Origin of the sequence: Pseudomonas sihuiensis (assembly GCF_900106015.1) — a bacterium.
Taxonomy (GTDB): Bacteria; Pseudomonadota; Gammaproteobacteria; order Pseudomonadales; family Pseudomonadaceae; genus Aquipseudomonas; species Aquipseudomonas sihuiensis.
Genome location: NZ_LT629797.1, coordinates 334265 through 359712, shown reverse-complemented (window position 1 = coordinate 359712; position 25448 = coordinate 334265). Strand labels below are relative to the sequence as shown.

The 25448-nt window shown below is 61.9% G+C and carries 23 protein-coding genes; 10 read left to right on the top strand and 13 right to left on the bottom strand.

Annotation, left to right across the window (positions count from 1 at the left end; translation table 11 throughout):
* Window positions 1-790: 790 nt before the first annotated feature.
* Window positions 791-1771 carry a hypothetical protein gene (locus tag BLT86_RS25630; protein WP_139204190.1) on the bottom strand — a complete coding sequence of 327 codons (981 nt, stop codon included), beginning with the start codon at window positions 1769-1771 and terminating at the stop codon, window positions 791-793.
* A 312-nt stretch (window positions 1772-2083) separates the two neighbouring features.
* On the opposite strand from BLT86_RS25630, the gene BLT86_RS01845 reads away from it, so the two are divergent.
* Window positions 2084-3454: a transposase gene (locus tag BLT86_RS01845; protein WP_092374357.1), complete on the top strand. Its 1371-nt coding sequence runs from the start codon at window positions 2084-2086 to the stop codon at window positions 3452-3454.
* 315 nt (window positions 3455-3769) lie between these two features.
* A complete protein-coding gene (locus BLT86_RS01840; protein WP_026088645.1) occupies window positions 3770-4219 on the top strand; it encodes a carboxymuconolactone decarboxylase family protein in 450 nt (149 codons plus the stop codon).
* Window positions 4220-4260: 41 nt separating this feature from the next.
* On the opposite strand, the gene BLT86_RS01835 is transcribed toward BLT86_RS01840, so the two are convergent.
* Window positions 4261-5427, bottom strand: a complete 1167-nt coding sequence (locus BLT86_RS01835) for an MFS transporter (RefSeq protein WP_017677732.1) — start codon at window positions 5425-5427, stop codon at window positions 4261-4263.
* A gap of 95 nt (window positions 5428-5522) precedes the next feature.
* On the opposite strand from BLT86_RS01835, the gene BLT86_RS01830 reads away from it, so the two are divergent.
* Window positions 5523-6416 (top strand): LysR family transcriptional regulator, encoded by an 894-nt coding sequence (locus BLT86_RS01830; RefSeq protein ID WP_021488488.1) that lies wholly within the window; start codon window positions 5523-5525, stop codon window positions 6414-6416.
* Between the two features lie 138 nt (window positions 6417-6554).
* Here BLT86_RS01830 and BLT86_RS01825 read toward each other — a convergent pair whose 3' ends face one another.
* Window positions 6555-7859: a CitMHS family transporter gene (locus BLT86_RS01825; protein WP_017677734.1), complete on the bottom strand. Its 1305-nt coding sequence runs from the start codon at window positions 7857-7859 to the stop codon at window positions 6555-6557.
* Between the two features lie 513 nt (window positions 7860-8372).
* Entirely contained in the window at window positions 8373-8876 is a 504-nt protein-coding gene (locus BLT86_RS01815) for a MarR family winged helix-turn-helix transcriptional regulator (RefSeq protein WP_017677736.1), read from the bottom strand.
* A gap of 85 nt (window positions 8877-8961) precedes the next feature.
* On the opposite strand from BLT86_RS01815, the gene BLT86_RS01810 reads away from it, so the two are divergent.
* Both BLT86_RS01810 and BLT86_RS01805 read left to right on the top strand, forming a co-directional pair.
* The gene (locus BLT86_RS01810; RefSeq protein WP_017677737.1) at window positions 8962-9864 is read left to right on the top strand and encodes a DMT family transporter; all 903 of its coding nucleotides are present in this window, start codon (window positions 8962-8964) and stop codon (window positions 9862-9864) included.
* The gene (locus tag BLT86_RS01805) at window positions 9861-11036 is read left to right on the top strand and encodes a cyanate transporter (protein ID WP_092374354.1); all 1176 of its coding nucleotides are present in this window, start codon (window positions 9861-9863) and stop codon (window positions 11034-11036) included. Before BLT86_RS01810 ends, BLT86_RS01805 begins: the two co-directional genes overlap by 4 nt.
* A gap of 225 nt (window positions 11037-11261) precedes the next feature.
* Here BLT86_RS01805 and fadD1 read toward each other — a convergent pair whose 3' ends face one another.
* Window positions 11262-12950, bottom strand: coding sequence for a long-chain-fatty-acid--CoA ligase FadD1 (gene fadD1 / locus BLT86_RS01800; protein WP_017677739.1), 1689 nt, complete (start codon window positions 12948-12950; stop codon window positions 11262-11264).
* Window positions 12951-13341: 391 nt separating this feature from the next.
* Complete coding sequence (fadD2, locus tag BLT86_RS01795; protein ID WP_017677740.1) at window positions 13342-15030, bottom strand: long-chain-fatty-acid--CoA ligase FadD2; 1689 nt, start codon at window positions 15028-15030, stop codon at window positions 13342-13344.
* Window positions 15031-15262: 232 nt separating this feature from the next.
* Between fadD2 and BLT86_RS01790 the strand changes: the two genes are divergently transcribed.
* The 5 genes from BLT86_RS01790 (at window position 15263) to codA (ending at window position 20628) form a co-directional block, all read left to right on the top strand.
* Entirely contained in the window at window positions 15263-16213 is a 951-nt protein-coding gene (locus BLT86_RS01790; RefSeq protein ID WP_017677741.1) for an alpha/beta hydrolase, read from the top strand.
* Window positions 16210-16680 carry a MaoC family dehydratase gene (locus BLT86_RS01785; RefSeq protein ID WP_017677742.1) on the top strand — a complete coding sequence of 157 codons (471 nt, stop codon included), beginning with the start codon at window positions 16210-16212 and terminating at the stop codon, window positions 16678-16680. Before BLT86_RS01790 ends, BLT86_RS01785 begins: the two co-directional genes overlap by 4 nt.
* 209 nt (window positions 16681-16889) lie before the next feature.
* On the top strand, window positions 16890-18161 hold the full coding sequence (gene codB / locus BLT86_RS01780) for a cytosine permease (RefSeq protein ID WP_017677743.1): 1272 nt from the start codon (window positions 16890-16892) through the stop codon (window positions 18159-18161).
* The gene (locus BLT86_RS01775; RefSeq protein ID WP_017677744.1) at window positions 18158-19381 is read left to right on the top strand and encodes a PucR family transcriptional regulator; all 1224 of its coding nucleotides are present in this window, start codon (window positions 18158-18160) and stop codon (window positions 19379-19381) included. Before codB ends, BLT86_RS01775 begins: the two co-directional genes overlap by 4 nt.
* A gap of 11 nt (window positions 19382-19392) precedes the next feature.
* Window positions 19393-20628, top strand: coding sequence for a cytosine deaminase (gene codA / locus BLT86_RS01770; RefSeq protein ID WP_017677745.1), 1236 nt, complete (start codon window positions 19393-19395; stop codon window positions 20626-20628).
* A gap of 107 nt (window positions 20629-20735) precedes the next feature.
* Here the strand turns inward: codA and BLT86_RS01765 are convergent, their stop codons facing one another.
* The 7 genes from BLT86_RS01765 to BLT86_RS01740 all read right to left on the bottom strand — a co-directional run bounded on the left by BLT86_RS01765 (window position 20736) and on the right by BLT86_RS01740 (window position 25375).
* Window positions 20736-21587, bottom strand: coding sequence for an efflux RND transporter periplasmic adaptor subunit (locus tag BLT86_RS01765; RefSeq protein ID WP_017677746.1), 852 nt, complete (start codon window positions 21585-21587; stop codon window positions 20736-20738).
* 11 nt (window positions 21588-21598) lie between these two features.
* Complete coding sequence (locus tag BLT86_RS01760) at window positions 21599-21802, bottom strand: DUF1656 domain-containing protein (protein ID WP_017361610.1); 204 nt, start codon at window positions 21800-21802, stop codon at window positions 21599-21601.
* Complete coding sequence (locus BLT86_RS01755) at window positions 21789-23777, bottom strand: FUSC family protein (RefSeq protein WP_017677747.1); 1989 nt, start codon at window positions 23775-23777, stop codon at window positions 21789-21791. Before BLT86_RS01755 ends, BLT86_RS01760 begins: the two co-directional genes overlap by 14 nt.
* 195 nt (window positions 23778-23972) lie before the next feature.
* Entirely contained in the window at window positions 23973-24089 is a 117-nt protein-coding gene (gene ccoM, locus BLT86_RS26280; protein WP_017361612.1) for a cytochrome c oxidase subunit CcoM, read from the bottom strand.
* Between the two features lie 200 nt (window positions 24090-24289).
* Entirely contained in the window at window positions 24290-24451 is a 162-nt protein-coding gene (locus BLT86_RS25890; protein WP_017361613.1) for a hypothetical protein, read from the bottom strand.
* Window positions 24448-25047 carry an alpha-ketoglutarate-dependent dioxygenase AlkB family protein gene (locus tag BLT86_RS01745; RefSeq protein ID WP_017677748.1) on the bottom strand — a complete coding sequence of 200 codons (600 nt, stop codon included), beginning with the start codon at window positions 25045-25047 and terminating at the stop codon, window positions 24448-24450. Before BLT86_RS01745 ends, BLT86_RS25890 begins: the two co-directional genes overlap by 4 nt.
* Before the next feature lie 34 nt (window positions 25048-25081).
* Window positions 25082-25375, bottom strand: coding sequence for a hypothetical protein (locus tag BLT86_RS01740; protein ID WP_017677749.1), 294 nt, complete (start codon window positions 25373-25375; stop codon window positions 25082-25084).
* Between the last annotated feature and the right edge of the window lie 73 nt (window positions 25376-25448).

The window sequence follows — 25448 nt, the reverse complement described above, 5'->3', positions numbered from 1 at the left end:
TCCTGTCCCAGCCACAAGCGCCTCGCGACGATTCACTCGTCTAGCAGGTTGCCCACGGGTACCAAATAGAGCCTCGTGTGCCAGGCGTATCGCCTCCGATTGAGCACAATCCGATCATGTGCACAATGTACTCATGTGACTCGTCGCACCCAGTGCTGATACATCGCGCAGATGTGAGAGGAAACTCTTCCTACGAGCACTGTATATATGAACAGCGCAATTTTCCAGTACATCGCGTACTGATTCCTCCGACTTCAGCATGATCTTGAGCTGCCGGCTATCCTGCGCCAACTGCCGAATAGGCTGCTGCTCCGGTGTCAGTGGCTTACCGATTCCAGCCTGGCCCAGCTGCTCCGACTCGTACTGCTGGGATCCAGCGTCGAACCGCCGAGTCGACCAAATTCAGATCCCGGCAGACCTGTGAAACAGCCAGCCTCTAGTCGGTGATCATCTTCACGACTTGCAGCTTGAAGCTGGTGTCGAATGTCCTGCGTTTGTAGGGCGTGAAAAACTCCTCGATAGATGCATTTTCCACCTATCGGGGTGTCCGGGGAAAACCACCACAATGACCTCGTTTACGAGCGTAAAAGGATTGATGAGCTTGCTGAGTTCATTGAGGTAATTTGCTGGATGAGCTGGCTGACCTGGAGTATGTTGAGGATGTCTGCTCTTGAATGCCAGGGTTTGGGAATTTCCCAAGTTAGAGGTGTTCAAGGAAATGTGGTGTACCGCAGCAGCTAGGCAGGTGTGGTACAAGTACAACCACTAATCTTCAGGTATGAAAGCCGGATCAGACATCCGGCTTATTTTCAATTCGGAACAGCGACAAGGGAGAGTCAAGGTACTCACCGTCCAGCAAGATATCGGATACCTTGATTTCACCTACGGCTTTAAGCTCATCAATAACACTACGAATGTTACTTATCTTGTTTAGGATGTCGTGGAGCTTCAGCGCAACCCTCAAGCGATCCTCGCCCCAAGTATCATTTGGCAGCCTGCTTACCTTGTAAGGCTCGCTCCAGCCCTTGCGATCAATACACTTCAGCGAGAATGACTTAACAACATCGAGCGCTGAGCTATAGCGATTATCATATTCAACAAGCTGACTGATGACCTCGATTTCTTCAGGTTTCTCTAGGAGAATGTAGGCATATACCGATTTACCTATCTGATTCTCATAGTCTTTTCCGTTTTGAAGTAACCATGAGTAAAGGGATCGAACCTCTGAATCGAGCGTGTCAAGCTTATTCGTGGCCACTGAGTCCTTCGAGAATCCAGACCTGAAACGCCAAAAGCCACTCATCACATAAACAAAAATTAAATTTGTATATGAGTCTAAAACTTCAAGGCTTGCGTCATCAAGGTAAGGTTCGTTGCTTTGAGGTGAAAGAATCTGAGAACTTCGCTCACCAAAAGCAGACAAGGACTTTCTAGCGTCTGTATTTAAAAGATCCAGATCACTGCCTTGTTCTTGATAAGCAGTCAGACCAACTATAACCTCGTCATATTTTATTTTAAGCTCGCCAGTTATGTATTTGTTTTGAATGTCGATAACAGCACTTAGGTATTTCGATGTGTCCGCTTCATAGATATAATTATTGTGAATCTGAACAACTGAGGAAGGGATTGTTGGAGTATCCTGACGTTCGAGATGGCGTACAAATGAATTATTGGCGTCACGAACTATGTCCACGGTTTTAGAGGTGAAAACGCCATCTTGGACTGCAGCCCTAACGCTTTTTTCGCTAAGCAACGTGTATTTCGAAGCCATGGTCACCCCTATTTGGCGCTGTATTCACCCTCAGTTGTCCCAAGGAGAGCTTCAAAATAGCCTCTGCCAAGGTGCATGTCATCTGGTTCGTACCGACAGATGGCAGCATGCGTACTCTTCTTTAAACAGCTTTGACAGACCACTGCCGCCCCGGCTTTAGGGGACGAATTTGTTTTTCCGGAACCAAACGTCGCTACTGGTCGGTAGCTGCCTTGGGCGAAGGGCTGCTTCTGGCCGACTCTGTTGAAAAAGTAGCTGTCACCCCATGCCGTTGGCAAAATTGCTCTGTCAGCGAGCGTGGGGGCAAACAGCATGATGGGACAGTTACCGGGAGGACAGCATCGCCTGTTCTACTCGTTCAACCTGGAAGATCACGTCCCAGCCCAGCATCTCCTGCGTAGCATCGATCAGTGCCTGGATCTCAGTGATCTGCGCGCCTACCTGGCGGATTTCTATAGCCCCATCGGGCGACCCTCGATTGACCCGGAATTAATGGTGCGCATGCTGGTCGTTGGCTACTGCTATGGCATCCGTTCCGAGCGGCGATTGTGCGAAGAGGTGCACCTGAACTTGGCCTATCGCTGGTTCTGCCGGTTGGGTCTGGAAGACGAAGTACCCAATCACTCCACCTTCTCAAAGAATCGCCATGGACGTTTCCGCGACAGCGATCTGTTCCGCTGGTTGTTCAATGAAGTGCTGCGCCGCTGCATGGCGACCGGACTGGTCAAAGGCGAAGGCTTCGCTGTGGACGCCAGCATCATCAAGGCCGACGCTAGCCGCCAACGTGGCGTGGCGGGTGATGAGGTCGATTGGAACGATCCAAAGCTCAGCAGCCGCGCAGTGCGCGAGTACCTCGAAGCCCTTGATGAAGAGGCGCTGGCAGAAACTCTTCCCAAGAAAATTTCGCTCACCGATCCTCTGTCCCGTTGGACAGCAGCGCCAGGTGGGCCGGCCTTTTTTGCCTACTCCACGAATTACCTGATCGACACTGAGCACGGTGTGATCATGGACGTGGAAGCTACCCCGGCGCACCGTACCGCCGAAGTCGATTCGACCAGGACGATGGTCGAACGTGTCGAAGCGCAGTTCGATCTCACACCGGAACGCCTTATCGGCGATACCGCTTATGGCACCGCCCCGATGCTGGCCTGGATGGTCGAAGAAAAGGACATCGAGCCGCATGTGCCGGTGTGGGACAAGACCGAGCGCAAGGACGACAGCCTCTCCAGTAACGACTTTCACTGGAATCAGGAAGCCAATGAATACCGCTGCCCAGCCGGTAAACCACTACGCAGTGAATGGCGCGCCTTCACCCATAAAAGATCGCGGGTGACCAAGGCCAACACCATCATTTATCGCTCCAGCCAAACCGACTGCGCCACCTGCCCGTTGAAAGCGAAATGCTGTCCCAACACGCCAAGTCGGAAGATCGTCCGCAGCATCCATGAGGCTGCCCGCGACGTGGCTCGACGCATCGCCAAGACACCGGAGTACCTCGTCTCTCGCTGCGAACGAAAGAAGGTGGAGATGCTTTTCGCCCACCTCAAACGGATCATGAAACTCGACCGTTTACGACTGCGTGGCCTGACAGGTGCCACTGACGAATTCACTTTGGCGGCGACGGTGCAGAACCTGCGACGCATGGCCAAGCTTTTGCCTCAAGGGCCACCATTAACGGGATAGGTACGCCTGCTGCAAGCAGAAACCCTCAAATTACCCCCCAAACCTGAGCAAGGACGCTCAGCGAAACGCCGGAAGACAACTTGAAGTGGCTTGCAGCCACTTCGACAGCAGGCACACGTGATCGGCAGGCTGCCGCTGAAGCTACTTTTTCAACAGAATCGGCCGATAGCAGCCGCTCCACACGGCATCAAAAGCCACAACGCCCCGCACAGTGGACCATTGATTAAGCCTTTAATTGGATCAATACCTTGATCCTCTTAATTGTCTTAATTGGGCAGACCTTACTGATCCCCCATCCACAAAGGGTACTGCTCTATGACTCGTCTTAATTGGTTTGAGGCTTCACCCGGCGCAGCTAAAGCACTGGGAGGACTGCACCATTTCGTCACCACCGGAACGAACCTGCCGCCTCAGCTCATCCATCTCGTGTTCTTGCGGGCATCGCAAATCAATGGATGCGCGCACTGCATCGATATCCATTCGCGAGATCTGATCAAGGGAGGTATGTCAGTAGAAAAGCTCGTTCTGGTGCCAGTCTGGCATGAGGCCGCGCATCTGTTTTCCGAGCAGGAACGTTCCGCCTTGGCCTGGACGGAAGAAGTGACACTGGTCAGCGAAACGCATGTTTCCGACGAGGCTTATGTCGCGGCATCGTCTGCATTCACCCCGAAAGACCTGGTCGACCTTACGGCGGCTATCGCAGCCATGAACGCGTTCAACCGCATGGGTGTCAGCTTTCGCTTGAGCCCTGCTGCGAAGGCGTAAACCGGAGGGGGGATTTAAACCCCCGTCTCAAGTGCCTCTTCTTAAACCGTTACCGCCGCTGCACCTCTGGAGCGCCAGGCGAACCCCAGCACCATCAGCAGTCCCAGCCCCGCCATTGCCGCGCCGGCGAGGGAAATCGCCGGGTATCCCAACCCCGCCTTGATCACCGCGCCGCCCAGCGCTGCGCCGATGGCATTACCGAGGTTGAAGGCGCCGATATTCACCGCCGAGGCCAGGTTGGGCGCGTCCTTGGCGGCTTCCATCACGCGCATCTGCAGCGGCGGCACGATGGCAAAGCTGGCGATGCCCCAGATCAGGATGGCCACGGCAGCCGGTAGCGGCCAGCGCATCAGCACGGTGAAGGCCAGCAAGACCAGGATCAGCGCACTCAGTGAGACGATCAGGGTGCGGTCGACGGAGCGATCCGCCGCCTTGCCGCCCCACACGTTGCCCAGCGTCAGGCCGATGCCGTACAGCACCAGCATGGCGGTGATGAACGCGGTGGAGGCCTGGGTCTCGCTGCTGAGGATCGGCGCGATATAGGTGAACACGGTGAACATCGCGCTGGAGCCGATTACGGTCAGAGCCAGTGCTGCCAGCACCGGGCCACGGCCCAGCACGCGAATTTCCGCCAGCACGCCGTCGCTTTTCGGCAGCGGCACGTTGGGCAGCGCGAACCATAGCGAGACCATCGCCAGCACACCGAGCCCGGTGATGCCCCAGAACGCCGTGCGCCAGCCAAGCACTTCACCGAACCAGGCCGCCAGCGGCACGCCGCCGATGGTCGCCAGGGTCAGGCCCATGAACATCGCAGCCACCGCCCCGGCGCGTTTGTCTGGCGCGACCACGCTGGCGGCGACGATTGAGCCGACGCCGAAGAAGGCGCCGTGATTCAGCGAAGTCACCACGCGGGCGATCAGCAGGCTGGTGTAGTCAGTGGCCAGGGCGGACATCAGGTTGCCCAGGGTGAAGATGGCCATCAACCCGATCAGCAGGTAGCGTCGGGGAATCTTGCCGGTGGTCAGGGTCATCAGTGGCGCGCCAAGCAGAACGCCGAGGGCGTAGGCGCTGACCAGCAGGCCGGCAGCGGGAATGGATACGCCGAGATCGCTGGCGATACCCGGCAACATGCCCATGGGGGCGAACTCGGTAACGCCGATGCCGAAGGCACCGATTGCGAGTGCAACGAGTGGTGGATTGATACGCATGGAAAGGCTCCTCATCTATGCCGCGAATGCTAGGATCCAAACCTTGACGGCGGTAGATGGCATTTCTGGCAAACACCTTTGCTTACGGAGCACAAATGGACATAGGCGGCCGATCAGGTGACATGGTGGTGTTCGCCACCGTGGCGGAGGAAGGCAGCCTGTCGGCCGCTGCACGTGCACTGGGGCTGACGCCTTCGGCGGTCAGCCGGATCATCGCGCGCACCGAGCAGCGCCTCGGCACGCGCCTGCTGCTGCGCACCACCCGCGCAATCACCTTTACCGCCGAGGGCGAAGCTTACCTGCGCGGTGCCCGGCGCATCCTTGCCGATATGGCGGAGGTCGAAGAAGCCATCACCGATCAGGGCGTGCCACGGGGGCGCTTGCGCGTCAGTGCCGCGCTCGGCCATGGTCGGCTGGCCATCGTGCCGCTGGTGGCGGCGTTCAGCGCGCGCTACCCGAACATCACCGTCGACCTCAGCCTGGGCGACGAGGTGGTCGACATCCTCGGTGGCCAGGCTGACGTGGCCGTGCGTTTCGGCCACCTGCCGGACAGCCCGCTGACCGCCCGCAAGATCGGCGAAACCGGCCAGGTGGTAGTGGCCTCCCCCGATTACCTGCAACGCCACGGCACGCCGCAGCGACCGGAAGACCTGTTGCAGCACAACTGCCTACGCTTCAATTTCCGCCGCGCCGAACCCAACTGGCCGTTCATCCGCGATGGCCAGGCGTTCTCGCTCAAGGTCTGCGGCAATATCGAATGCAGCAGCGGCGAAGCGCTGGCGCAATTTGCCCGGGTCGGCGCCGGCATCGCGCGCATCGGCGAATTCAGCGTGGCCGAAGACCTGCAGCGCGGCGACCTGGTACCGCTGCTGCAAGCCTTCAACCCCGGAGATCGGGAACCGATTCATGCCGTGTTCGTGGGTGGATCGGCAATGCCGGCGCGGGTGCGGGTGTTCGTGGATTTCCTGGTGGAGCATCACCGGATGTAGACGCGTTTTCGCCTGTAGCGACCAGGGCCACCAGCGCACAGGATGAACCGAATCAGGTGATGCATGCGCGTCTGCGGCTCTGCTGGCAGCGTCGACCTTGCAGAGCCGGAGCGTCGCGCGGACACCGCAGCGGCTCGATCAGCCGCTGATAAAGGGGAACACGCCCAGCAGCAAGGCCGCCGCCAGGATGACCATGCACACCATCACCGCCCATTTGAGGGTGAAGCGTTGCAGGTCGCCAAATTCGATCTTGGCCAGGCCGATCAGCAGATAAGTCGAGGGCACTAGCGGGCTGAGCAGGTGCACCGGCTGCCCCACGATCGAGGCGCGCGCCATTTCCACGGCACTGATGCCGTAGCTGGACGCGGCCTGGTTCAGCACCGGCAGGATGCCGTAGTAAAAAGCGTCGTTGGACATGAAGAAGGTGAACGGCATGCTCACCAATGCCGTGATCACTGCCAGGTAGGGGCCGAACGCGTCAGGGATGACCGCCAGCAGGCTCTTGGACATGGCCTCGACCATGCCGGTGCCGCTGAGGATGCCGGTGAAGATACCGGCCGCGAAGATCAGCCCGACTACCGCCAGTACGTTGCCGGCATGGGCGGCGATGCGCTCCTTCTGCTGCTGCAGGCAGGGGTAGTTGATGATCATGGCGATGCTGAAGGCGATCATGAACAGCACCGGCATCGGCAGCAGACCGGCGATCAGGGTGGTCATCAGCACCACGGTGAGGATGGCGTTGATCCACAACAGTTTCGGCCGACGCGCCTCGGGAAACTGCGACACGCTGATGTCGTCTTGGGTGACGTGGTCGTCCGGCAGGTGCAGCACGCCCAGGCGTTTGCGCTCGCGCAGGCCGTAGAGATACGCGACACCAAACAGCGCTAGGGCGCCGACAATCATGCCCGGAATCATCGGCACGAAGACGTCCGATGGGTCGACGTGCAAGGCACTGGCGGCACGTGCGGTCGGGCCGCCCCAGGGGGTCATGTTCATGATGCCACCGGCCATGATGATCAGCCCGGCCATGATGGTCGGGCTCATCTTCAGGCGGCTGTAAAGCGGCAGCATGGCGCCGACGCAGATCATGTAGGTGGTCGAACCATCGCCATCGAGGGAGACGATCAGCGCCAGGGCCACGGTGCCGACCGCGACCTTCAGCGGGTCGCCCTTGACCAGTTTGAGGATCAGCCGCACGGGCGGATCGAACAGCCCGGAGTCGATCATGATGGCGAAGTAGAGGATGGCAAACATCAACATCACGCCAGTGGGCGCGAGCTTGCTGATGCCTTCGAGCATCATCGGGCCGATCTGGTTGGCGAAGCCACCAATCAGCGCGAACAGAATGGGGATGATGATCAGGGCGATCAGCGCCGACAGGCGTTTGCTCATGATCAGGTACATGAAAGTCGAGACCATGGCGAAGCCAAGGAATGTGAGCATGGAGATTCTCCGGACGGAATTCGGCTGGGGCTTGGAGACGATCAGCGAGGGTTACGCAACGAACGAACGGAGAGAAGGAACGCGAGGCCTGTCAGGGGCATGGATGTATACCGTTTTGTTCTTGTTGGTAATGGTCGGCCGCCAAGGCGGTCACGACGCTGTGGCAGGTCTGCGCCTGCCATGGGCAAGAACATAGGCGTGGAAGCTTTCTGGCAGCTTTCATCACGAAGCTGTCATATAAAAATTCATATTTGATGATTCTCATGCGTCACGTGGGCATGTGCGGAGATGACGCTCCTCTCATCCACCTAGCGACGGGAACGCGACGCGTCGTCCGCCCTACGGGTGGGAGGAGCTTCAGCCGCGAGTTTTTCAACTATGGATGGCCACGTCGCGGCTAAAGCCTCTCCCACGCACATGACGTTCCTGCCAGTCACTGCCTAAGCGCTGGCGCCATTAAGCCTGGCGCGCCAGCAACCATTCTTGAGCGTGGGAACTGCCAACAAGCCGCGATCACACCCCATCCCGTACAGCCAGCCCCGCCAACAACTTGCCATGCAATTCATGCAACGTCCGCTGCTCGGCAGCGGTCAATCCCGAGAGCACGCGCTGCAGGTTGGCCACATGGGCTTCGAGAATGCCGTCGATCAATTCGAAGCCGGCCGAGGTCAGTGCCACCAGCACGCCACGGCGGTCGCTGGGGTGTTTGCGCCGCTCGATCAGCCCGGCCTTTTCCAGGCGGTCGATGCGGCTGGTCATGCCGCCCGAGGAAATCATCGCGCTCTCGTACAACGCCGTGGGCATCAGTGCATAGGGCTCACCCGAGCGGAGCAAGGTCGCGAGCAGGTCGAACTCCCCGGCCTGCAAGCCGTGCTCGGTGAAGAACGGCAGCAGGTGATCACGCGTGATCACCTGGCTGAGCTCGCCCAGACGGCCAATCACCGCCATGGAAAAACCGTCCAGATCTGGCCGCTGTCGAAGCCACTGTTCGGCAGCCAATTGTGCGCGGTCTTGCATATCGCCCTCGATTTATCTTGATATCAAGATACTTTTCAAAAAGAATGTTTGCATCGTAACGCATCCACCCTCAGGAGACAGCTGCATGCCCGGCTCCCAATTTCGTCCCGTTCTCGCCTTGTCACTATTACTGACCATCGGCGCTCTGATGGGACTGACCAGCATCCTGGTCAAACTGGCCGGCAACGTCGGCTGGCCGGCCATGGCCTACCTGCTCTGGAGCTTGCTGGGCGGCGGTTTGCTGCTGTTGCTGTTCACTTGGATACGCGGCGAGCGCCCCGGCATCAGCCCCGGGTTGCTGGGTTATTACCTGGCCTCGGGGCTGCTCAGCATCGCGGTGCCGAATGGTTTGCTGTTCAGCTCGATTGGCCATGTCGGCGCCGGCTTCGCCTCGATGTGCCTGGCCTTCCCACCCTTGATCACCTACCTGCTGGCACTGGCCTTGCGCATGGAAGGACTGAGCCGTATTCGTCTGCTGGGCATCTGCATTGGTCTGGCGGGCAGCCTGTTGCTGGCCCTGGGCAAGCTCAACGCCGGCGACAGCCCCCTGCTGTGGGTGCTGGCGGCGCTCTGCGTGCCGGTGTTTCTGGCGTTCGGCAACATCTACCGTGCCCGCTACTGGCCGGTTGGTGCCAGCCCGCTGTCCCTGGCGCCCGGCATGCTGCTCGGCGGTGCGCTGCTGCTGGTGCCGCTTGGCCTGTTCGGTGTCGACCTCGCACCACGTCTCGAAAACAGCACGGCAGTGGGCCTGCTGGCCCTGCAGATGCTGCTGTTCGCGGCCGTTTATGCGCTGTTCTTCGTCCTGCAGAACCTGGCTGGCACGGTGTTTCTCAGCCAGATTGGCTCGGTGGCGGCGATCACCGGCGCCGCCATCGCCATCGGCCTGCTCGGCGAACAGGGCAGCCTGAGCATGCTGCTGGCAGCGCTGTGCATCGTCGGCGGCGTCCTGCTGGTGGCCTGGCGCGGTGCGAAGGAGTCACAAGCATGAAGCGCCAGATCTTGCTGCTCATCGCCATCGTCCTGCTCGGCCTGAACCTGCGTCCGGTGCTGGCTGCCATCGGACCGTTGCTCGACCATATCCAGCTCGACACCGGCCTGGATCATGTCGGTGCCAGCCTGCTGACTAGCCTGCCGGTGGTGATCATGGGCCTTGGCGCTCTGGCCGCCGGCCTGCTGCGCCAGCGCCTCGGCGAGCGCAACGGGATTCTCTTCGGCGTACTGCTGATCGCCCTCGCCTGCCTGCTGCGCGGCGTGCTGCCGGACTCCAGTACCTTGATCGCCACTGCCTTGCTGGCTGGCGCCGGGATCGCCTTCGTCCAGGCACTGCTGCCGGGCTTGATCAAGTCGCGCTTCCCCACTGACAGCGGCCGCCTGATCGGTTTCTACAGTTGCGCGATCATGGGTGGCGCGGCCTTCGGCGCGGCGCTGACGCCCTGGTTGGCGCACTCGATAGGCTGGTCGTGGGCGCTCGCGAGCTGGACACTACCTGCTCTGCTCGCTGCCGCATTCTGGTACCGCGCCGCGCCTGCGCAGGCAGTCGCAACGTCGAGCGAGCTGCCGCGCCTGGATGTCTGGCGCTCACCAAGGGCCTGGCTGTTGATGAGCTTCTTCGGCATCGGCACCGCCGGCTACACGCTGGTGCTGGCCTGGTTGCCGCCTTACTACACCTCACTGGTTTGGAGCGCGCAGGCCAGCGGCCTGCTGCTGGCTGCGCTGACGCTTTGCGAAGTGGTCGCGGGCCTGCTGGCATCGAGCCTGCTGCCACGCTACCCGGATAGACGTGTGTTACTGGCGGTGGTCTTGCTGGCGCTGCTGGCCGGGCTGCTTGGCCTGATGCTGGCACCGCTGCAACTGGTGGTGCCGATCTGCATGCTGCTGGGCGTGGGCATCGGCGCGCTGTTCCCGCTTTCGCTGGTGGTGGCCCAGGATCACCTGGATGACCCACGCCAGACTGGCGACCTGCTGGCCTTCGTGCAGGGCGGCGGCTACCTGATCGCCGCCACAGCGCCGCTGCTGGCTGGACTGCTACGCCAGTACACCGATGACCTGCGCCTGAGCTGGATGGCGATGGCCGCTGCCACGCTTGTGTTGATGCTCATGGCGTCGCGCTTTACCCCTGACAGTGGACAGTTCCGAACCCGCCCTCTTCGCGTCGCGTAGGGCGGACTCAGGAGCGAAGCGAACAGTCCGCCGAGCCATGCCACACCAGGCACCACGCCATTCCAGCGAAACTCTGGCGGCGTACTGCTTCGCGACGACTGCATGGATGCAGGAGGTAGAGCGACGCAGGAAGCCAAAGCCGAGTACGCCCTAGCGGCCCTACCATCCAGGTCGCCAGGCAATAAAAAACCCGCCGTAGCGGGTTTTCGTTTCAGCAGGCTCGAATCACTTCTTGCCCAGCTTCTTCAGCTCTTCGTCGCGCAGTTCGCGACGCAGGATCTTGCCGACATTGGTGGTCGGCAGCATGTCGCGGAACTCGACGGCCTTGGGTACCTTGTAGCCGGTGAGGTTGGCGCGCATGTGCTCCATCACCTGCTCCTTGGTCACACTCTCGCCTGGTTTGACCACGACGAACACTTTGATCGCCTCGCCGGATTTTTCGTCCGGAATACCGATGGCGGCACACTGCAGCACGCCCGGCAGGGTTGCCAGCACGTCTTCCAGTTCGTTCGGGTAGACGTTGAAGCCGGACACCAGAATCATGTCCTTCTTGCGGTCGACGATACGCAGGTAGCCGTCTTCCTGGATCAGACCGATGTCGCCGGTCTTCAGCCAGCCTTCGGCGTCGAGGATTTCGTCGGTGGCTTCCTGGCGTTGCCAGTAGCCCTTCATCACCTGCGGGCCTTTCACGCACAGCTCGCCGATCTCGCCGATCGCCAGTTCCTGACCGTCGTCGTTGACGATCTTGCACAGGGTCGAGGGCACCGGAATGCCGATGGTGCCGAGCTGGATGGCGCTGAACGGGTTGACCGTGGCCACCGGGCTGGTCTCGGTCATGCCGAAGCCTTCGCAGATGGCGCAGCCAGTGACTTCCTTCCAGCGCTCGGCGGTAGCCAGTTGCAGGGCCATGCCGCCGGAGACGGTGAGCTTGAGGCTGGAGAAGTCCAGCTTGCGGAAGTCCTCGTTGTTGCACAGGGCAACGAACAGGGTATTGAGGCCGACGAAACCGGTGAAGCGGTACTTGGCCAGGTCCTTGACCACCGCCGGCAGGTCGCGCGGGTTGGTCAGCAGGATGTTGTGGCCACCGATCAGCATCATCGCCATGCAGTGAAAGGTGAAGGCGTAGATGTGATAAAGCGGCAGCGGCGCGATCAGCACCTCGCAACCTTCATTGAGGTTGGCGCCCATCAGTGCCTTGACCTGCAGCATGTTGGCCACCAGGTTGCGATGAGTGAGCATCGCGCCCTTGGCTACGCCAGTGGTGCCGCCGGTGTACTGCAGCACGGCGATGTCATCGTTGCTCGGAGTGGCCTCGGCAAAACTCTGACCACGGCCCTTGGCCAGGGCGTCGTTGAGTTTGACCGCCTTGGGCAGGTTGTAGGCCGGCACCATCTTCTTCACGTGCTTGATCACGGCATTGACCAGCAGACGCTTGAAGGTCGGCAGCATGTCGCCAACTTCGGTGACGATCACGGTTTTGACACCGGTCTTGGGCACGACCTGTTCGGCCAGGTGGGCCATGTTGGCCAGGCAGATCAGCGCCTTGGCGCCGGAGTCGTTGAACTGGTGCTCCATTTCCCGCGCGGTGTACAGCGGGTTGGTGTTGACCACCACCAGGCCGGCGCGCATGGCACCAAATACCACGATGGGGTACTGCAGGACGTTGGGCAGTTGTACGGCGATGCGGTCGCCAGGCTTGAGATCGGTGTGCTTCTGCAGGTAGGCGGCGAAGTCACCGGAGAGCTTGTAGATCTCGCCGTAGGTGAGCGTCTTGCCCAGGTTGCTGAAAGCAGGCTTGTCGGCGAAGCGTTGGCAGGACTCTTTCAATACCGCGAGGATGTTCGGGTACTGATCGGGATTGATTTCGGCAGCAACCCCAACGGGATACTTGTCCTTCCAGAAGTTTTCGGTCATGGAAGCCCACTCCTAAGCAACAGCTGATCTTCACCGCGCGACGGCGGTTGTTTGTTGTGTGTATAGCTCGCTTTCCCGCTGGCCCAGGGCCCGGAAGCGCGCCGAGAGTAGCAGCTTTGCCAGAGGCCGACCAGCACCAAACATGGCCTTGAGAGTCGCAAAAGTGACCAAAAAAGACCGCACAGTCACAGGCCATCCTTGTCTTAGTTACCCCGCGAAAAGCCTCTAGCTCGCATATTGCAGCGCGTAGAGCCTAGCTCGTCTCTGCCGGTGATGCAGCACTGGGCTGCATGAAACACGCGAAGGTAGTTACCAAATCACAACAATTGGACTGCCCGAGGACAGTTGAGGCGGGAAAGCCCCTCCCCCTGCAGTGGGGAGGGGCTTTGGGTCAGGCGATGTCGCGCAGCTCGCGACGCAGGATCTTACCGACCGGGGTCATCGGCAGCGAGTCCTTGAACACGATGTGCTTGGGCACCTTGTAGCCGGTGAAGTTTTCCTTGCAATAGGCCTTGAGCTCCTCGACGGTGACGCCGCCATCACGCGGCACCACAAACAGCTTGACCACCTCGCCGGACTTCTCGTCCGGCACGCCGATGGCCGCGCAGCTGGCGACTTTCGGGTGGGCCATGACCACGTCCTCGATCTCGTTGGGGTACACGTTGAAGCCGGAGACGATGATCATGTCCTTCTTGCGGTCGACGATACGCACGAAGCCGTCCGGGTCGATCACCGCGATGTCGCCGGTCTTGAACCAGCCCTCGGCGTCGAGCACTTCGGCGGTCGCTTCCTCACGCTGCCAGTAGCCCTTCATCACCTGCGGCCCCTTGATGCACAGCTCGCCGCGCTCGCCCAGCGGCATCTCGTTGCCGTCGTCGTCGATCACTTTGAACGCCGTGCCCGGCACCGGAATGCCGACAGTGCCCAGGCGCGCCTTGTCGCCATAGGGGTTGGTACTGGCCACCGGCGAGGTTTCGGTCAGGCCGTAACCTTCCACCACGGTGCAGCCGGTCATCTGCTGCCAACGCTCGGCGGTGGCCTTGACCAGCGCCGTACCGCCGGAGTTGGTGACCTTGAGGTTGGAGAAGTCGAGGTTCTTGAACTCGGGGTGATCCATCAGCGCGACGAACAGGGTGTTCAGACCCAGCAGCGCAGAAAATTTCCACTTGCCCAGCTCCTTGACGAAGCCGGGGATGTCGCGCGGATTGGTGATCAACACGTTCTGGTTGCCGTTGACCATCATGCACATGCAGTTCGCGGTGAAGGCATAGATGTGGTAAAGCGGCAGCGGCGCGATCATGATCTCCTGCCCCTGCTTCATCAGCGGCGTGCCGTCATCACCGAGCTGCGCCAGGCAGGCGTCCACCTGCAGCATGTTGGCCACCAGGTTGCCGTGGGTGAGCATGGCGCCCTTGGCCACGCCGGTGGTACCGCCGGTGTATTGCAGCACGGCGATATCGTCGTGACCGACCTTGACCGGCGCCAGCGTCTGGCCGTGGCCCTGCTTGAGCACCTGCTTGAAGGCAATGGCCTGGGGCAGATGGTAGTCGGGCACCATCTTCTTGACCTTCTTCACCACGGTGTTGACCAGCCAGCCCTTGAGACTCGGCAGCATGTCGCCCATCTTGGCTTCGATCAGGTACTCGATCTCGGTATCCGGCAGCACTTCCTGCACCAGCTTGCCGAACATGTTCAGGTACACCAGCGCTCTCACCCCGGCATCCTTGAACTGGTGGCGCATCTCGCGCGCGGTGTACAGCGGGTTGGTGTTGACCACGATCAGCCCTGCGCGCATGGCGCCGAACACGGCGATGGGATACTGCAGCACGTTGGGCATCTGCACCGCGATACGATCGCCCGGCTTCAGGTCGGTGTGCTTCTGCAGGTAGGCGGCGAAGGTCGCGGAGAGACGATCCAGCTCGGCATAGGTCAGCGTCACGCCGAGATTGCTGAAGGCCGGACGGTCGGCGAAACGTTTGCATGAGCGCTCGAATACTTCGATCACCGACTTGTAGCTGGACAGGTCGATATCGTTAGGCACGCCGGGAGCGCGCTTGTCGTTCCAGAAATCAGGTTGCATTGTTCTTGTCCTCTTCCCCTGAAGTGATCTGGCCCGCAGTGCGGGACTGCCCGGAAAGTAGCAGTTCAGAGCGGCGCCGCAAATAGCTCGAAGGCGTCATTGATGGGCTGAATTTCGCAATAAATGTAGTGATTCGTAACCGATCTTTGCGGCTCGATGGAAATTCGACTGTGCTTTGCGTGATGACGGCCAAGGTGCACAATGCCGCCAACTCCCGGCACAAGGATTCGCCATGCGCCACGACGCCTTCGTTATCAACGCCAGCGATGGCACGCCATTGCAGGTCAATCACTGGTACGGCGACGAGCCGCCACGCGCGGCGGTCATGCTGGCCCATGGTATGGCCGAGCACAGCCTGCGCTACGCACGCCTGGCTGAAGCCCTGGTCGCGGCAGGCTTCGCGCTCTACGCGCTGGATCAGCGCGGCCATGGCGCTACCGCCGAACGCGGCACCCTTGGCCACTACGCCGATGAAGACGGCTGGAGCAAGGTGGTCGGCGACCTGTCCACCCTCAACCACCACATTCGCCAGCAGCACCCGCATACGCCAATCTTCCTGTTCGGCCACAGCATGGGCAGCTACATCGGTATGGCCTATCTGCTGGGCCATAGCTGCAGCCTGCAGGGCGCCGTGCTGTCGGGCTCCAATTACCAGCCCGTGGCGCTGTACAAGGCCGCCAGACTGATCGCCGGCTTCGAGCGCTGGCGCCTGGGCCCCAAAGGGCGCAGCAAGGTCATCGATTTTCTCTCCTTCGGCTCGTTCAACAAGGCTTTCAAGCCCAACCGTACGGCCTTCGACTGGCTCAGCCGCGACCCGGCGGAAGTGGACAAATACGTGACCGATCCGCTGTGCGGTTTCGTCTGCACCACGCAGTTGTGGTGCGACCTGCTCGATGGCCTGCAGCACATCACCCCGCCCAGCAACCTGGCGCAGATCGATGCCGACTTGCCGCTGCTGGTGATCGGCGGCTCGCGCGATCCGGTCAGCGACGGCAAGCGCCTGAGTGATCTGGCTGGCGCCCTGCGCGAGGCCGGCGTGCGCGACGTGCAACTGAAGATTTATCCCGAGGCCCGTCATGAGCTGCTCAACGAGAGCAATCGCGACGAGGTCACCGCCCACCTGATCGACTGGCTGCAGCAGGCGCTGAGCCATGGTCGAAGCCCAATCAAGGAGTGTCCATGACCCAGGTAACCAATATCCCCTACGAAGCCCTCGAAATTGGCCAGCAGGCGAGCTTCGAAAAGCAGGTCGAAGAACGCGACGTGCAACTGTTCGCTGCGGTATCCGGCGACAACAACCCGGTACACCTGGACGCCGCCTTCGCCGCCGAGACCATGTTCAAGGAGCGCATCGCCCATGGCATGTTCACCGGTGCGCTGATCAGTGCCGCCATTGCCTGCCGCCTGCCTGGCCCGGGCACCATCTACCTTGGCCAACAGCTCAAGTTCACCCGCCCGGTAAAACTCGGCGATACCCTTACCGTGAAGCTGGAAGTACTGGAAAAACTGCCGAAGAACCGCGTGCGTATCGCCACCCGCGTGTTCAACCAGGACGGCAAGCAAGTGGTCGATGGCGAAGCCGAAGTGCTCGCCCCGGCCAGCGAGCAGACCGTAACGATGCCACCGATGCCGCAGGTCACCGTCAACTGAATCGCCACACACTGGTGCGCGACCGCTGCGTCGCGCACCACTTTTGTTCTACACTCACAAACCTTGAGCGACCTGGCGCCGTATAAGTGCGTTTCCTTGTGCGTTTCGCACAAAACCCTTTGACTACCTTACCAAGCAGCCCGCTGCGCTGCTTTCTGGCACGCCCCCTGCTATCGCCAAGGCTTCACACCCTTACCGGAGCCAGGTCCATGAGCAACGCCACCCCCGATAGCGATTACCCCCTGAGCGAGGTGCCCAACGGCGCGCGCAAGGGGCTGTTCTCCACCGCCATCCTGTTGTTCGGTTTCACCTTCTTCACCGCCACCATGTTCGCTGGCGGCAAGATCGGTATGGCCTTCGACTTCACCACCCTGCTCTGGGCTGCAGTGATCGGTAACCTGCTACTCGGTCTGTATGCTGCCGTACTGGGTCTGATCGCCTGCCGCAGTGGGCTGAACTCGGTACTGATGGGCCGTTTCTGCTTCGGCGAGGTGGGCAGCAAGCTGTCCGACATGCTTCTTGGCTTCACCCAGATCGGCTGGTACGCCTGGGGCACGGCGACCATCGCCATCGTCCTGGTGAAGATTCTCGGCCTGCCCGAAGGCCTGACCATCCCGCTGATGGTGCTGTTCGGCTTCGGTTTCTGCCTCACCGCCTTCGTCGGCTACAAGGGCCTGGATCTGCTCTCGCGCGTCGCCGTGCCGGCCATGCTGGTGCTGCTGGTGGCTTCGCTGTGGATCGCCACCCGTGATATCGGCGGCCTCGCTGGCCTGCTCGCGGTGGAACCGTCCGAGAGCATGAGCCTGAGCGTGGCCATCACCCTGGTCTTCGGCACCTTCGTCAGCGGCGCCACCCAGGCCACCAACTGGACGCGCTTCGCCAAGAGCGGCCGCGTCGCGGTGCTGGCCAGCCTGTTCGGCTTCTTCATCGGCAATGGCCTGATGATCGTCGCCGGTGCCTATGGCGCCATCGTCTACCAGCAACCGGACGTGGTCGAAGTGCTGGTGCTGCAGGGCCTGTCCATGGCTGCCGTGATCATGCTGTTCCTCAACCTGTGGACCACCCAGGACAACACCATCTACAACTTCGCAGCAGCCGGCTGCAACCTGCTGCGCACTGGCAAGCGCAAGACCGTGACCCTGGTCGGCGCCGGCATCGGCACCCTGCTGGCCATCGGCGGCATGTACGAGATGCTGATCCCCTTCCTGATTCTGCTCGGTTCTATCATCCCGCCAATTGGCGGTGTGATCATGGCTGACTTCTTCTACGGCCACCGCGCGCGCTACCCGATACTGGCCGATGTGCGCCTGCCCGCATTCAACTGGGTCGGCCTGGGCGCCTACCTGATCGGTGCGCTGAGCGCCTACTTCTCGCCCTGGGTCGCGCCGCTGGTGGGCATCGCCGTGGCTGCCCTGGCCTACGTGGTGCTGTTCGAGGCGAACAAGGCCCTGGCCAGCCGCCAGCAGGTCGCTGGCGCGTGAGCCTGACCGTCGCTGACGTGCTCGCTCTGCCCGGTCTGGCCAGCATGCACCTGCGTGCTGGCCAGGCCGGACGCGACAATGCCGTGCGCTGGCCCTACGTGGCGGAGAACGAAGGCATCGCCGACTGGGTGATGGGTGGCGAGCTGATCTTCATCACCGGCATCAACCACCCGCGCGACGAAGCCAACCTGCTGCGCCTGGTGCGTGAGGGTCATGAGCGCGTCGTCGCCGGCATGGTCATCCTTACCGGCGCCGAGTTCATCCAGGCCATCCCGCCCAGCGTCATCGCCGAAGCCGAGCGCCTGAACCTGCCACTGATCGAGCAGCCCTACGCGCTGAAGATGGTGGTGGTCACCCAGGCCATCGGCACCGCGCTGGTGCAGGCGCAGCAGCTCGGCCGCTCGCGCCAGCATGTGCTGGAGCAGGTGCTCGACGGTGACTACCAGTCGCTCGACGTTTTGCTGCAACGCGGCGACAGCCTGGGCCTGGCGCTGCACGTACCGCGTCAAGTGGCGCTGTTGCGTCTCGACGGCAGCGAGCAACTGTTCGGCGACTTGCCTGATGAAGACGCCGAGCGCCAGTTGCAGAGCCGTCAGCAACTGCTGCAACGGCGCCTGGAACAGAGCCTCGGCGAACTCGGCAATGCCTTGCCACTGGTCAGTCAGGGCCGCCACTGGATCGCCCTGCTGCCCTGCCCTGACGGCCAGGCCGAAGCCCGTAATCGCCAGGCCATGACTGCGCTGCTCGACGAACTGCGCCCGCAGCTTGGCCCGCTACGTCTGTTCCTCGGTCTGGGCAGCGCCGGCTGCGAGGCGCAACGTTTCGCCCAGGGTCTGGGTGAGGCGCGTCAGGCCCTGGCTGTGGCGCAGCGCTTTCCCGAGCGCCTGGGTCTGTGCAGTTTCAATGAACTGGGCGTGCTGGAGCTGCTCGGTGCGATCCGCGACCGCAGCCTGCTCGATCGCTTCGTCGAACGTGTGCTCGGCGCGCTGATCGGCGACGACTCGCGCCACCAACCGGTGCTGATGCCGACGCTGGAGGCCTGGTTCGCCGAGAACGGTAACCTGGCCCTGGCCGCGCAACGCCTCAACGTCCACCGCAATACCCTGAGCTACCGTTTACAACGCATCGAAGCGCTGACCGGCTGCTCGTTCGAAGATCCGCACGACCGCCTGAACATCAGCGTTGCGCTGTTGATCCGGCGCCTGTCGTCGCCTGCCTGAGAGGAAACCTGATGATCATCCACAATGCCCGCCTGCGCGGCCGCGACGGCCTGCATCGCATCACCCTGGACGATGAGCGCATCGCCGTCATCGAGGCCCAGCACGCCCTGCACCCCATCGCCGAGGGCGACCTGGACGCAGCCGGCAATCTCGTGGTGCCACCCTTTGTCGAGCCGCACATCCACCTCGATGCCACGCTCACAGCCGGCGAGCCGGCCTGGAACATGAGCGGCACGCTGTTCGAGGGCATCGAGCGCTGGGCCGAGCGCAAGGCGCTGGTCACCCATGAAGACACCAAGACGCGCGCCAAGAAGACCATCGACATGTTGGTCGACCATGGCATCCAGCACGTGCGCACCCACGTCGACGTCACCGACCCGACCCTGGCCGCGCTCAAGGCCATGCTCGAAGTGCGCGAGGAAACCCGCCACCTGATCGACCTGCAGATCGTCGCCTTCCCGCAGGAGGGCATCGAGTCCTATGCCAATGGTCGCGCACTGATGGAGCAGGCCATCGAGCTGGGCGCCGACGTGGTCGGCGGCATCCCGCACTTCGAGAACACCCGTGACCAGGGCGTGGCGTCGATCAAGTTCCTCATGGACCTGGCCGAACGCAGCGGCTGCCTGGTGGACGTGCACTGCGACGAGACCGACGACCCGCAGTCGCGCTTTCTCGAGGTGCTGGCCGAGGAAGCTCGCGTGCGAGGCATGGGCGCGCGCGTCACCGCCAGCCACACCACCGCCATGGGCTCTTACGACAACGCCTACTGCTCCAAGCTGTTCCGCCTGCTGAAGATGAGCGGCATCAGCTTCATCTCCTGCCCCACCGAGAGCATCCACCTGCAAGGCCGCTTCGACACCTACCCGAAACGCCGCGGCCTGACCCGCGTGGCGGAGATCGACCGCGCCGGCATGAACGTCTGCTTCGGCCAGGATTCCATCGTCGATCCCTGGTACCCGCTGGGCAACGGCAACATCCTGCGCATCCTCGAAGCCGGCCTGCACATCTGCCACATGCTTGGCTACGAAGACCTCAAGCGCAGCCTGGATCTGATCACCGACAACTCGGCGCGGGCGCTGAACCTGGGTGAAGGGTATGGGTTGGAAGTGGGTCGCCCGGCCAACCTGCTGATCCTGTCGGCGCCGGACGATTACGAGATGGTGCGCAGCCAGGGCCACGCGCTGGTGTCAGTGCGCCATGGCAAGGTGCTGATGCGCCGCACGCCGGCACAGATCGAGCGCGCCTGACACAATGTGTAGGAGCCCCGCCCCGGGGCGAATAGTGGGTTCAACTCATTATCGACGTTGCCTGAGCCATTCGCCGCGAGGCGCGGCTCCTACCAGTCAGAACCGCCCTACTCCACCCTTACACTGGCAGTCATGCCAGCACTCAGCACCAAACCCTCGGGTACCTCATCCAACCTGATCCGTACCGGAATACGCTGCGCCAGGCGCACCCAGTTGAAGGTCGGCTCGACATCGGCCAGCAACTGCCCGTCCGGGCTGGCGTTGCGGTCGGTGATGCCGCGGCTGATGCTGTCCACCTCGCCGCGAATCTGCTGATCCCCGCCCATCAACCAGACCTCCACCGGCGCGCCGACCTGAATGCGCGGCAGCTTGGTCTCCTCGAAATACGCCTGTACGTAGAACGACTGGGTATCGACCAGCGCCATCACCGCCTGCCCGGCATTCACGTAGTTGCCCTGCGCCAGCACCAGGTTGGTAATCTGCCCATCGCGCGGGGCATGCACTTCGCTGCGCGCCAGATTCAGCTCGGCCACACGTAGATCGGCCTGCGCCTCGCGGTATTCGCTGCGCGCCATCTCGGCATTGATCTGCGCGTTTTCCAGCAGCTCGGCGCTGATTGCTTGGGCACCCAGGCGCGAGCGGCGCGAAGCCTCGTGCTCGCGCAGGCTCAACTGCTGGCGGCGAATGTCCACCACCGCCTTGGCCTTCTCCACCGCCGCTTGATAGCGGTCGCGGTCGATGCTCATCAGCAGATCACCTGCCTTGACCTGCTGGTTGTCGCGCACCTTGAGCTCGACCACCCAGCCGGACACGTCCGGGGCGATGGTCACTACGTCGGCGCGCACGCGGGCGTCGCGCGTCCAGGGCGAGTACATATAGTGCTGCCAGATCCAGGAGCCGGCGAAGATCGCCGCCACCACCATGGCCAGGGTGATGCCGACTCGAATGGTCGAACGCATGCTTTCTCTCCTTACCGCCCCAGCACGGCAATCACGGCCGCTAGGACACAGACATACAAGGCACAATCGAACAGGGCTTCGTGCCAGATCCAGCGCGACAACCCTATGCGCTGCAAGCCCAGGCGCAACACGCCAGTCAGCAACAGCGCCAATACCGCGTAGGCCGCCATCGGGCTCAGCAATACGCCACCCAGCGACCATTCATGTAAGCCCATGGGCCTCCCCTTTCACGTGACACCAATGACGCCAGCCGCTCTGCAGCTGCAATAGCGCCGCCTCGGCCAGGCGCTTGTCGATGCTGGGCGTGCAGGCGCGCAGGGCCTCCTGCAATTCGGCCACCGCTGCGTTCAGATCGTCTTCACGCCCTGGAGCGGGGCCACGCTCCAGCGCGTCATCGAGGTGTTCCAGGAAACGCTGCTGCGACCTTGCCAGGCCGGCATCGGCATTGGCCAGGCACTTGCGCAGGTGCAGCAACTCGTCGCCCAGATCAAGGCCAGCCACGCCATCGTCCCAGCGGCTGCGCGCCTGATCCGGCCGCGCCGGATAATGCCGCGCCAACTGCAGCAGACGATCAGCCATGCGCCCGCCGAACCAGTTTTCGGCGCGGCCCAGGTCGCGACGGGTCAGGCGCCCGAGGTCGGTCAGGATCGCCTGCATCAGGCGCCGGCCATGCCAGACCGGATTGCGCAGCACCACCAGCTTGAAAGCCATCACCGCACAACCCACGCCTATCAGCATGCCTGGCGCCTCATTGAGGAAGAACTCGACGTTGTAGCCGACACCCGGTGCCGGCAGGCAGAGCACGATGAAGTGCAGGCAAAACGAGGTCGAGGTCGCAGCCGTCGCTGGCTTGGCCATGCCCAACACACCGAAGAACAGCGGCACGCCCAGCACCATGCAGAGCATCACGAAACCGTCGATCTGCGGCATCAGAATCTGACCCACGAAGAACGCCACTGGCAGCGCATAGAAGATGCCGCGCAGAAACATCATGCCGATCTGCGGCGCCGCTTCGAGCCGGGCGAACAGGCTGCACACCACGCAGGCCAGCAGCAGCGCGCCGGTGGCGTGGGTCCAGCCAGTGGCCAGCCAGAATGCAGCCAGAACCAGGAAGGTCAGCGCGCTGCGCGAGCCATACACCAGCGCAGTCTGCCAATCGTAGTGCCAGGACAAGGCGCGCGGCGCATCGGCCGGTGCTCTGCCCTCCTCGACTGCGAGCAAGGCACGACTGGCATCCTCGACACGCAACAGCAGCACCATCAAGCGTTCCAGGCACAGCTGCTGGCCACCGCTCAATTCTTCGTCCTGCGCCGCATGGCGCAGTTGCTCGACCAATTCCAACAAGCTTTCTGGCTGCGCCTGCTGCAGGCGCTCGTCCACCACCTGCAACCAGGGCGCGACCGCCTGCGCCTCGACACCGCTCAGTTGCCGCCACTGCCGCGCCACCCCACGAGCCAGACGCAGCATGCCGAGCAGATCACGACTCAACACCCGCAACGCCACGGCACGCTGGCGACCACGGGCACCCTCAAACCAGGCGTGCTCGCGCTGGGCGTCGACGGCGACGATACGCGCCAGCACCTCCAGCAAGCCCTGTCGCGAATCAGCCTCACCCGCCAGCGCCTGGCGCGAAGCCGCAACGCCGGCCTGCCAGGCATTGCGCGCCTGCTGCGCCAGTTGCCGCTCGACGCGCTGCGGCCAGAGCAAAGCGCTGCTCAGGGTGGCGCAGATGATGCCCAGACAGATTTCCGTGCAGCGGGCGATGGCTTCATCGAATACCACATGCGGCTTGCCGATGGCCGGCAAGGCGATGATCGCCACGGTGTAGCCGGCCAGCACGAAGGAGTACGACCAGGCGCTGCGCAACATGGTCGAGGACGCTGTACACAACGCCAACCACAAGGCGAACGCCAGTATGAACAGCAGCGGCGCCTGGGCGAACAGCCCCATCATCACCACGGCCATGAAGGTGCCGACCAGCGTGCCGAGCAGCCGTGCCAGGCCCTTCTGCACGACCATGCCAGACAGCGGCTGGGCGACGATGAACGCGGTCATCAGCGCCCACTGCGGCTGCTCCAGGCCGAAACGCAGCGCGCACCACAGCGCCAGACCACCGCCGAGCAGGGTCTTGATGGCAAATTGAACGGCTTGCGAGCTTGGCGCGAGAAACGCCAGCAAGGAATCACGCACGATGGCTACCTGAAAGAATCTCAGCCCTGAACATAGCTGTAGCGATTGAGTTGCGCCTCCGTGCGAAACTCAATTATTAGCTAGCTAAGCATTTATGTCCAGAAGGTGCTGCGACCTCAGGTGGGCAACGCGCAAATAAAAAAAGGGCGACCGAAGTCGCCCGAATTGCCTTGCGTGCCCATTGAACTGGAAGGATCAGCTCTGCTTGCGCTTGTGCGCATCCTTCCAGATGAAGTAACCAACACCCCCGAAGAACGCGACCATCAGAAGTACGGTGCCGACTCCGGCGAGAACCACTGTATCGACGAACATGGCTGCCTCCTGTTGTGCCTGTCTGTCTGGGATGGCTTCACGTTATCAGCGCTGGCGGCGGGAAAATTGATCTGGGTCAATGGCCGACGAGCAGGCGCGAGCGGGCCTGCGGGAATACTGACGCAGGTCAAGAAATCGAGAGGGTACGAGGCGCGAAGCACAGCCTGGCAGCCATGCACAACGATTGAACCGCGGGAGTTTCAGCGTTTCTTGGGTTTGCTCTTGGACTTCTTCTTGGCCTTGCCGATCGGCAACACCTGCTCGAAAACCTGGCGCATCTCGTTGAGGCGCTTGTCGTTGAGATCGTGGATACGCTTGTCGCGCTCGGCGGCGAAATCGATCAGCTTGTCGTCATTGCTCATAGCGGAAACCGGATCAGGCGAAAGGTCAGGTTCAGGCGTGGCGCGCAGGCTTGGCGCGTCTTTGCCACTTGGTGCTGCCAATGATGCTGGGTCGGCCCGCGCATGACCAGTAGCGAAGCATGCTCCAGCGTCAACGAATGTTCGATGCGCGTGCTGCCAACCCGGCGCAGATCGAAACGCCGGCTGCCGCCGAGGTTGAGCGAAGCGATCAGCGGATTGCGCCCCAGTTCCGGCTCGGCATCGCTGTGCCAGCCCATGGAGTCCTGGCCGTCGCGGTAATGATTGAGCAGCACGGCATTGAGCGATTGCCCGACTTCTTTCTCGATCCGTTGGCGAATCTCGTTCAACAGCGGCGTCCAGGGCAAGGGCTCGTGGATCTTCCCGGAATAGCGGTAACGCGCCTCGGGGTCGCCATACCAGGCCGTCAGCCGTGGCGTGCGGTGGTAACGGCCGTGGATGAACAACTCCGGCTGCTGCCAGGGCGTCTGCTCGACCAGCATATGCAGCCAGTTATCGGCGAGCGCGGGGTCGACCCAGCCGGGCAGATAATCCAGCTCGGCATCGGCGAGTGCGGGCAAGGGGTCGGCGAACAGCATGACAATCTATGCGCAAGAGAATGAAAAGAGTGTCTCAGACTTCAACGTCTACCCACAGCCCCTGCCGGGGCAGATCGCCCAGCGCCTGCTCCACCTCTTCCGGCTCGGCCTCAGCCAGTTGCTCGGGGGTGTAGCCACGCCGCTGGCGGCGGCGCTGTTCTTCGCGCAGCAGCTCCTCGGTTTCCTGTGGATGGCGCTTGTCGAGGCTAAGCGCACTTTCCTTGGCGCTGCCTTCGGCCGGGGTCACCGGAGGAATCTCGGGCTTGGGCTTGATCACATCCTGCGAGGCAGTGACCGGCACCAGGCTATGGGGGATAGGCGGTAGCACGTTGCAGCACCTCCTTTGGTCAGGCTGTCGGCCCCGTGAGCCGCGACTTTAGCCGGTGCTCGCTACACTTTTG

Coding starts and splice junctions, on each gene's coding strand:
- BLT86_RS25630 (WP_139204190.1), bottom strand. CDS start 1,771: ATGGCTTCGAAATACACGTTGCTTAGCGAAAAAAGCGTTAGGGCTGCA.
- BLT86_RS01845 (WP_092374357.1), top strand. CDS start 2,084: ATGATGGGACAGTTACCGGGAGGACAGCATCGCCTGTTCTACTCGTTC.
- BLT86_RS01840 (WP_026088645.1), top strand. CDS start 3,770: ATGACTCGTCTTAATTGGTTTGAGGCTTCACCCGGCGCAGCTAAAGCA.
- BLT86_RS01835 (WP_017677732.1), bottom strand. CDS start 5,427: ATGCGTATCAATCCACCACTCGTTGCACTCGCAATCGGTGCCTTCGGC.
- BLT86_RS01830 (WP_021488488.1), top strand. CDS start 5,523: ATGGACATAGGCGGCCGATCAGGTGACATGGTGGTGTTCGCCACCGTG.
- BLT86_RS01825 (WP_017677734.1), bottom strand. CDS start 7,859: ATGCTCACATTCCTTGGCTTCGCCATGGTCTCGACTTTCATGTACCTG.
- BLT86_RS01815 (WP_017677736.1), bottom strand. CDS start 8,876: ATGCAAGACCGCGCACAATTGGCTGCCGAACAGTGGCTTCGACAGCGG.
- BLT86_RS01810 (WP_017677737.1), top strand. CDS start 8,962: ATGCCCGGCTCCCAATTTCGTCCCGTTCTCGCCTTGTCACTATTACTG.
- BLT86_RS01805 (WP_092374354.1), top strand. CDS start 9,861: ATGAAGCGCCAGATCTTGCTGCTCATCGCCATCGTCCTGCTCGGCCTG.
- fadD1 (WP_017677739.1), bottom strand. CDS start 12,950: ATGACCGAAAACTTCTGGAAGGACAAGTATCCCGTTGGGGTTGCTGCC.
- fadD2 (WP_017677740.1), bottom strand. CDS start 15,030: ATGCAACCTGATTTCTGGAACGACAAGCGCGCTCCCGGCGTGCCTAAC.
- BLT86_RS01790 (WP_017677741.1), top strand. CDS start 15,263: ATGCGCCACGACGCCTTCGTTATCAACGCCAGCGATGGCACGCCATTG.
- BLT86_RS01785 (WP_017677742.1), top strand. CDS start 16,210: ATGACCCAGGTAACCAATATCCCCTACGAAGCCCTCGAAATTGGCCAG.
- codB (WP_017677743.1), top strand. CDS start 16,890: ATGAGCAACGCCACCCCCGATAGCGATTACCCCCTGAGCGAGGTGCCC.
- codA (WP_017677745.1), top strand. CDS start 19,393: ATGATCATCCACAATGCCCGCCTGCGCGGCCGCGACGGCCTGCATCGC.
- BLT86_RS01765 (WP_017677746.1), bottom strand. CDS start 21,587: ATGCGTTCGACCATTCGAGTCGGCATCACCCTGGCCATGGTGGTGGCG.
- BLT86_RS01760 (WP_017361610.1), bottom strand. CDS start 21,802: ATGGGCTTACATGAATGGTCGCTGGGTGGCGTATTGCTGAGCCCGATG.
- ccoM (WP_017361612.1), bottom strand. CDS start 24,089: ATGTTCGTCGATACAGTGGTTCTCGCCGGAGTCGGCACCGTACTTCTG.
- BLT86_RS25890 (WP_017361613.1), bottom strand. CDS start 24,451: ATGAGCAATGACGACAAGCTGATCGATTTCGCCGCCGAGCGCGACAAG.
- BLT86_RS01745 (WP_017677748.1), bottom strand. CDS start 25,047: ATGCTGTTCGCCGACCCCTTGCCCGCACTCGCCGATGCCGAGCTGGAT.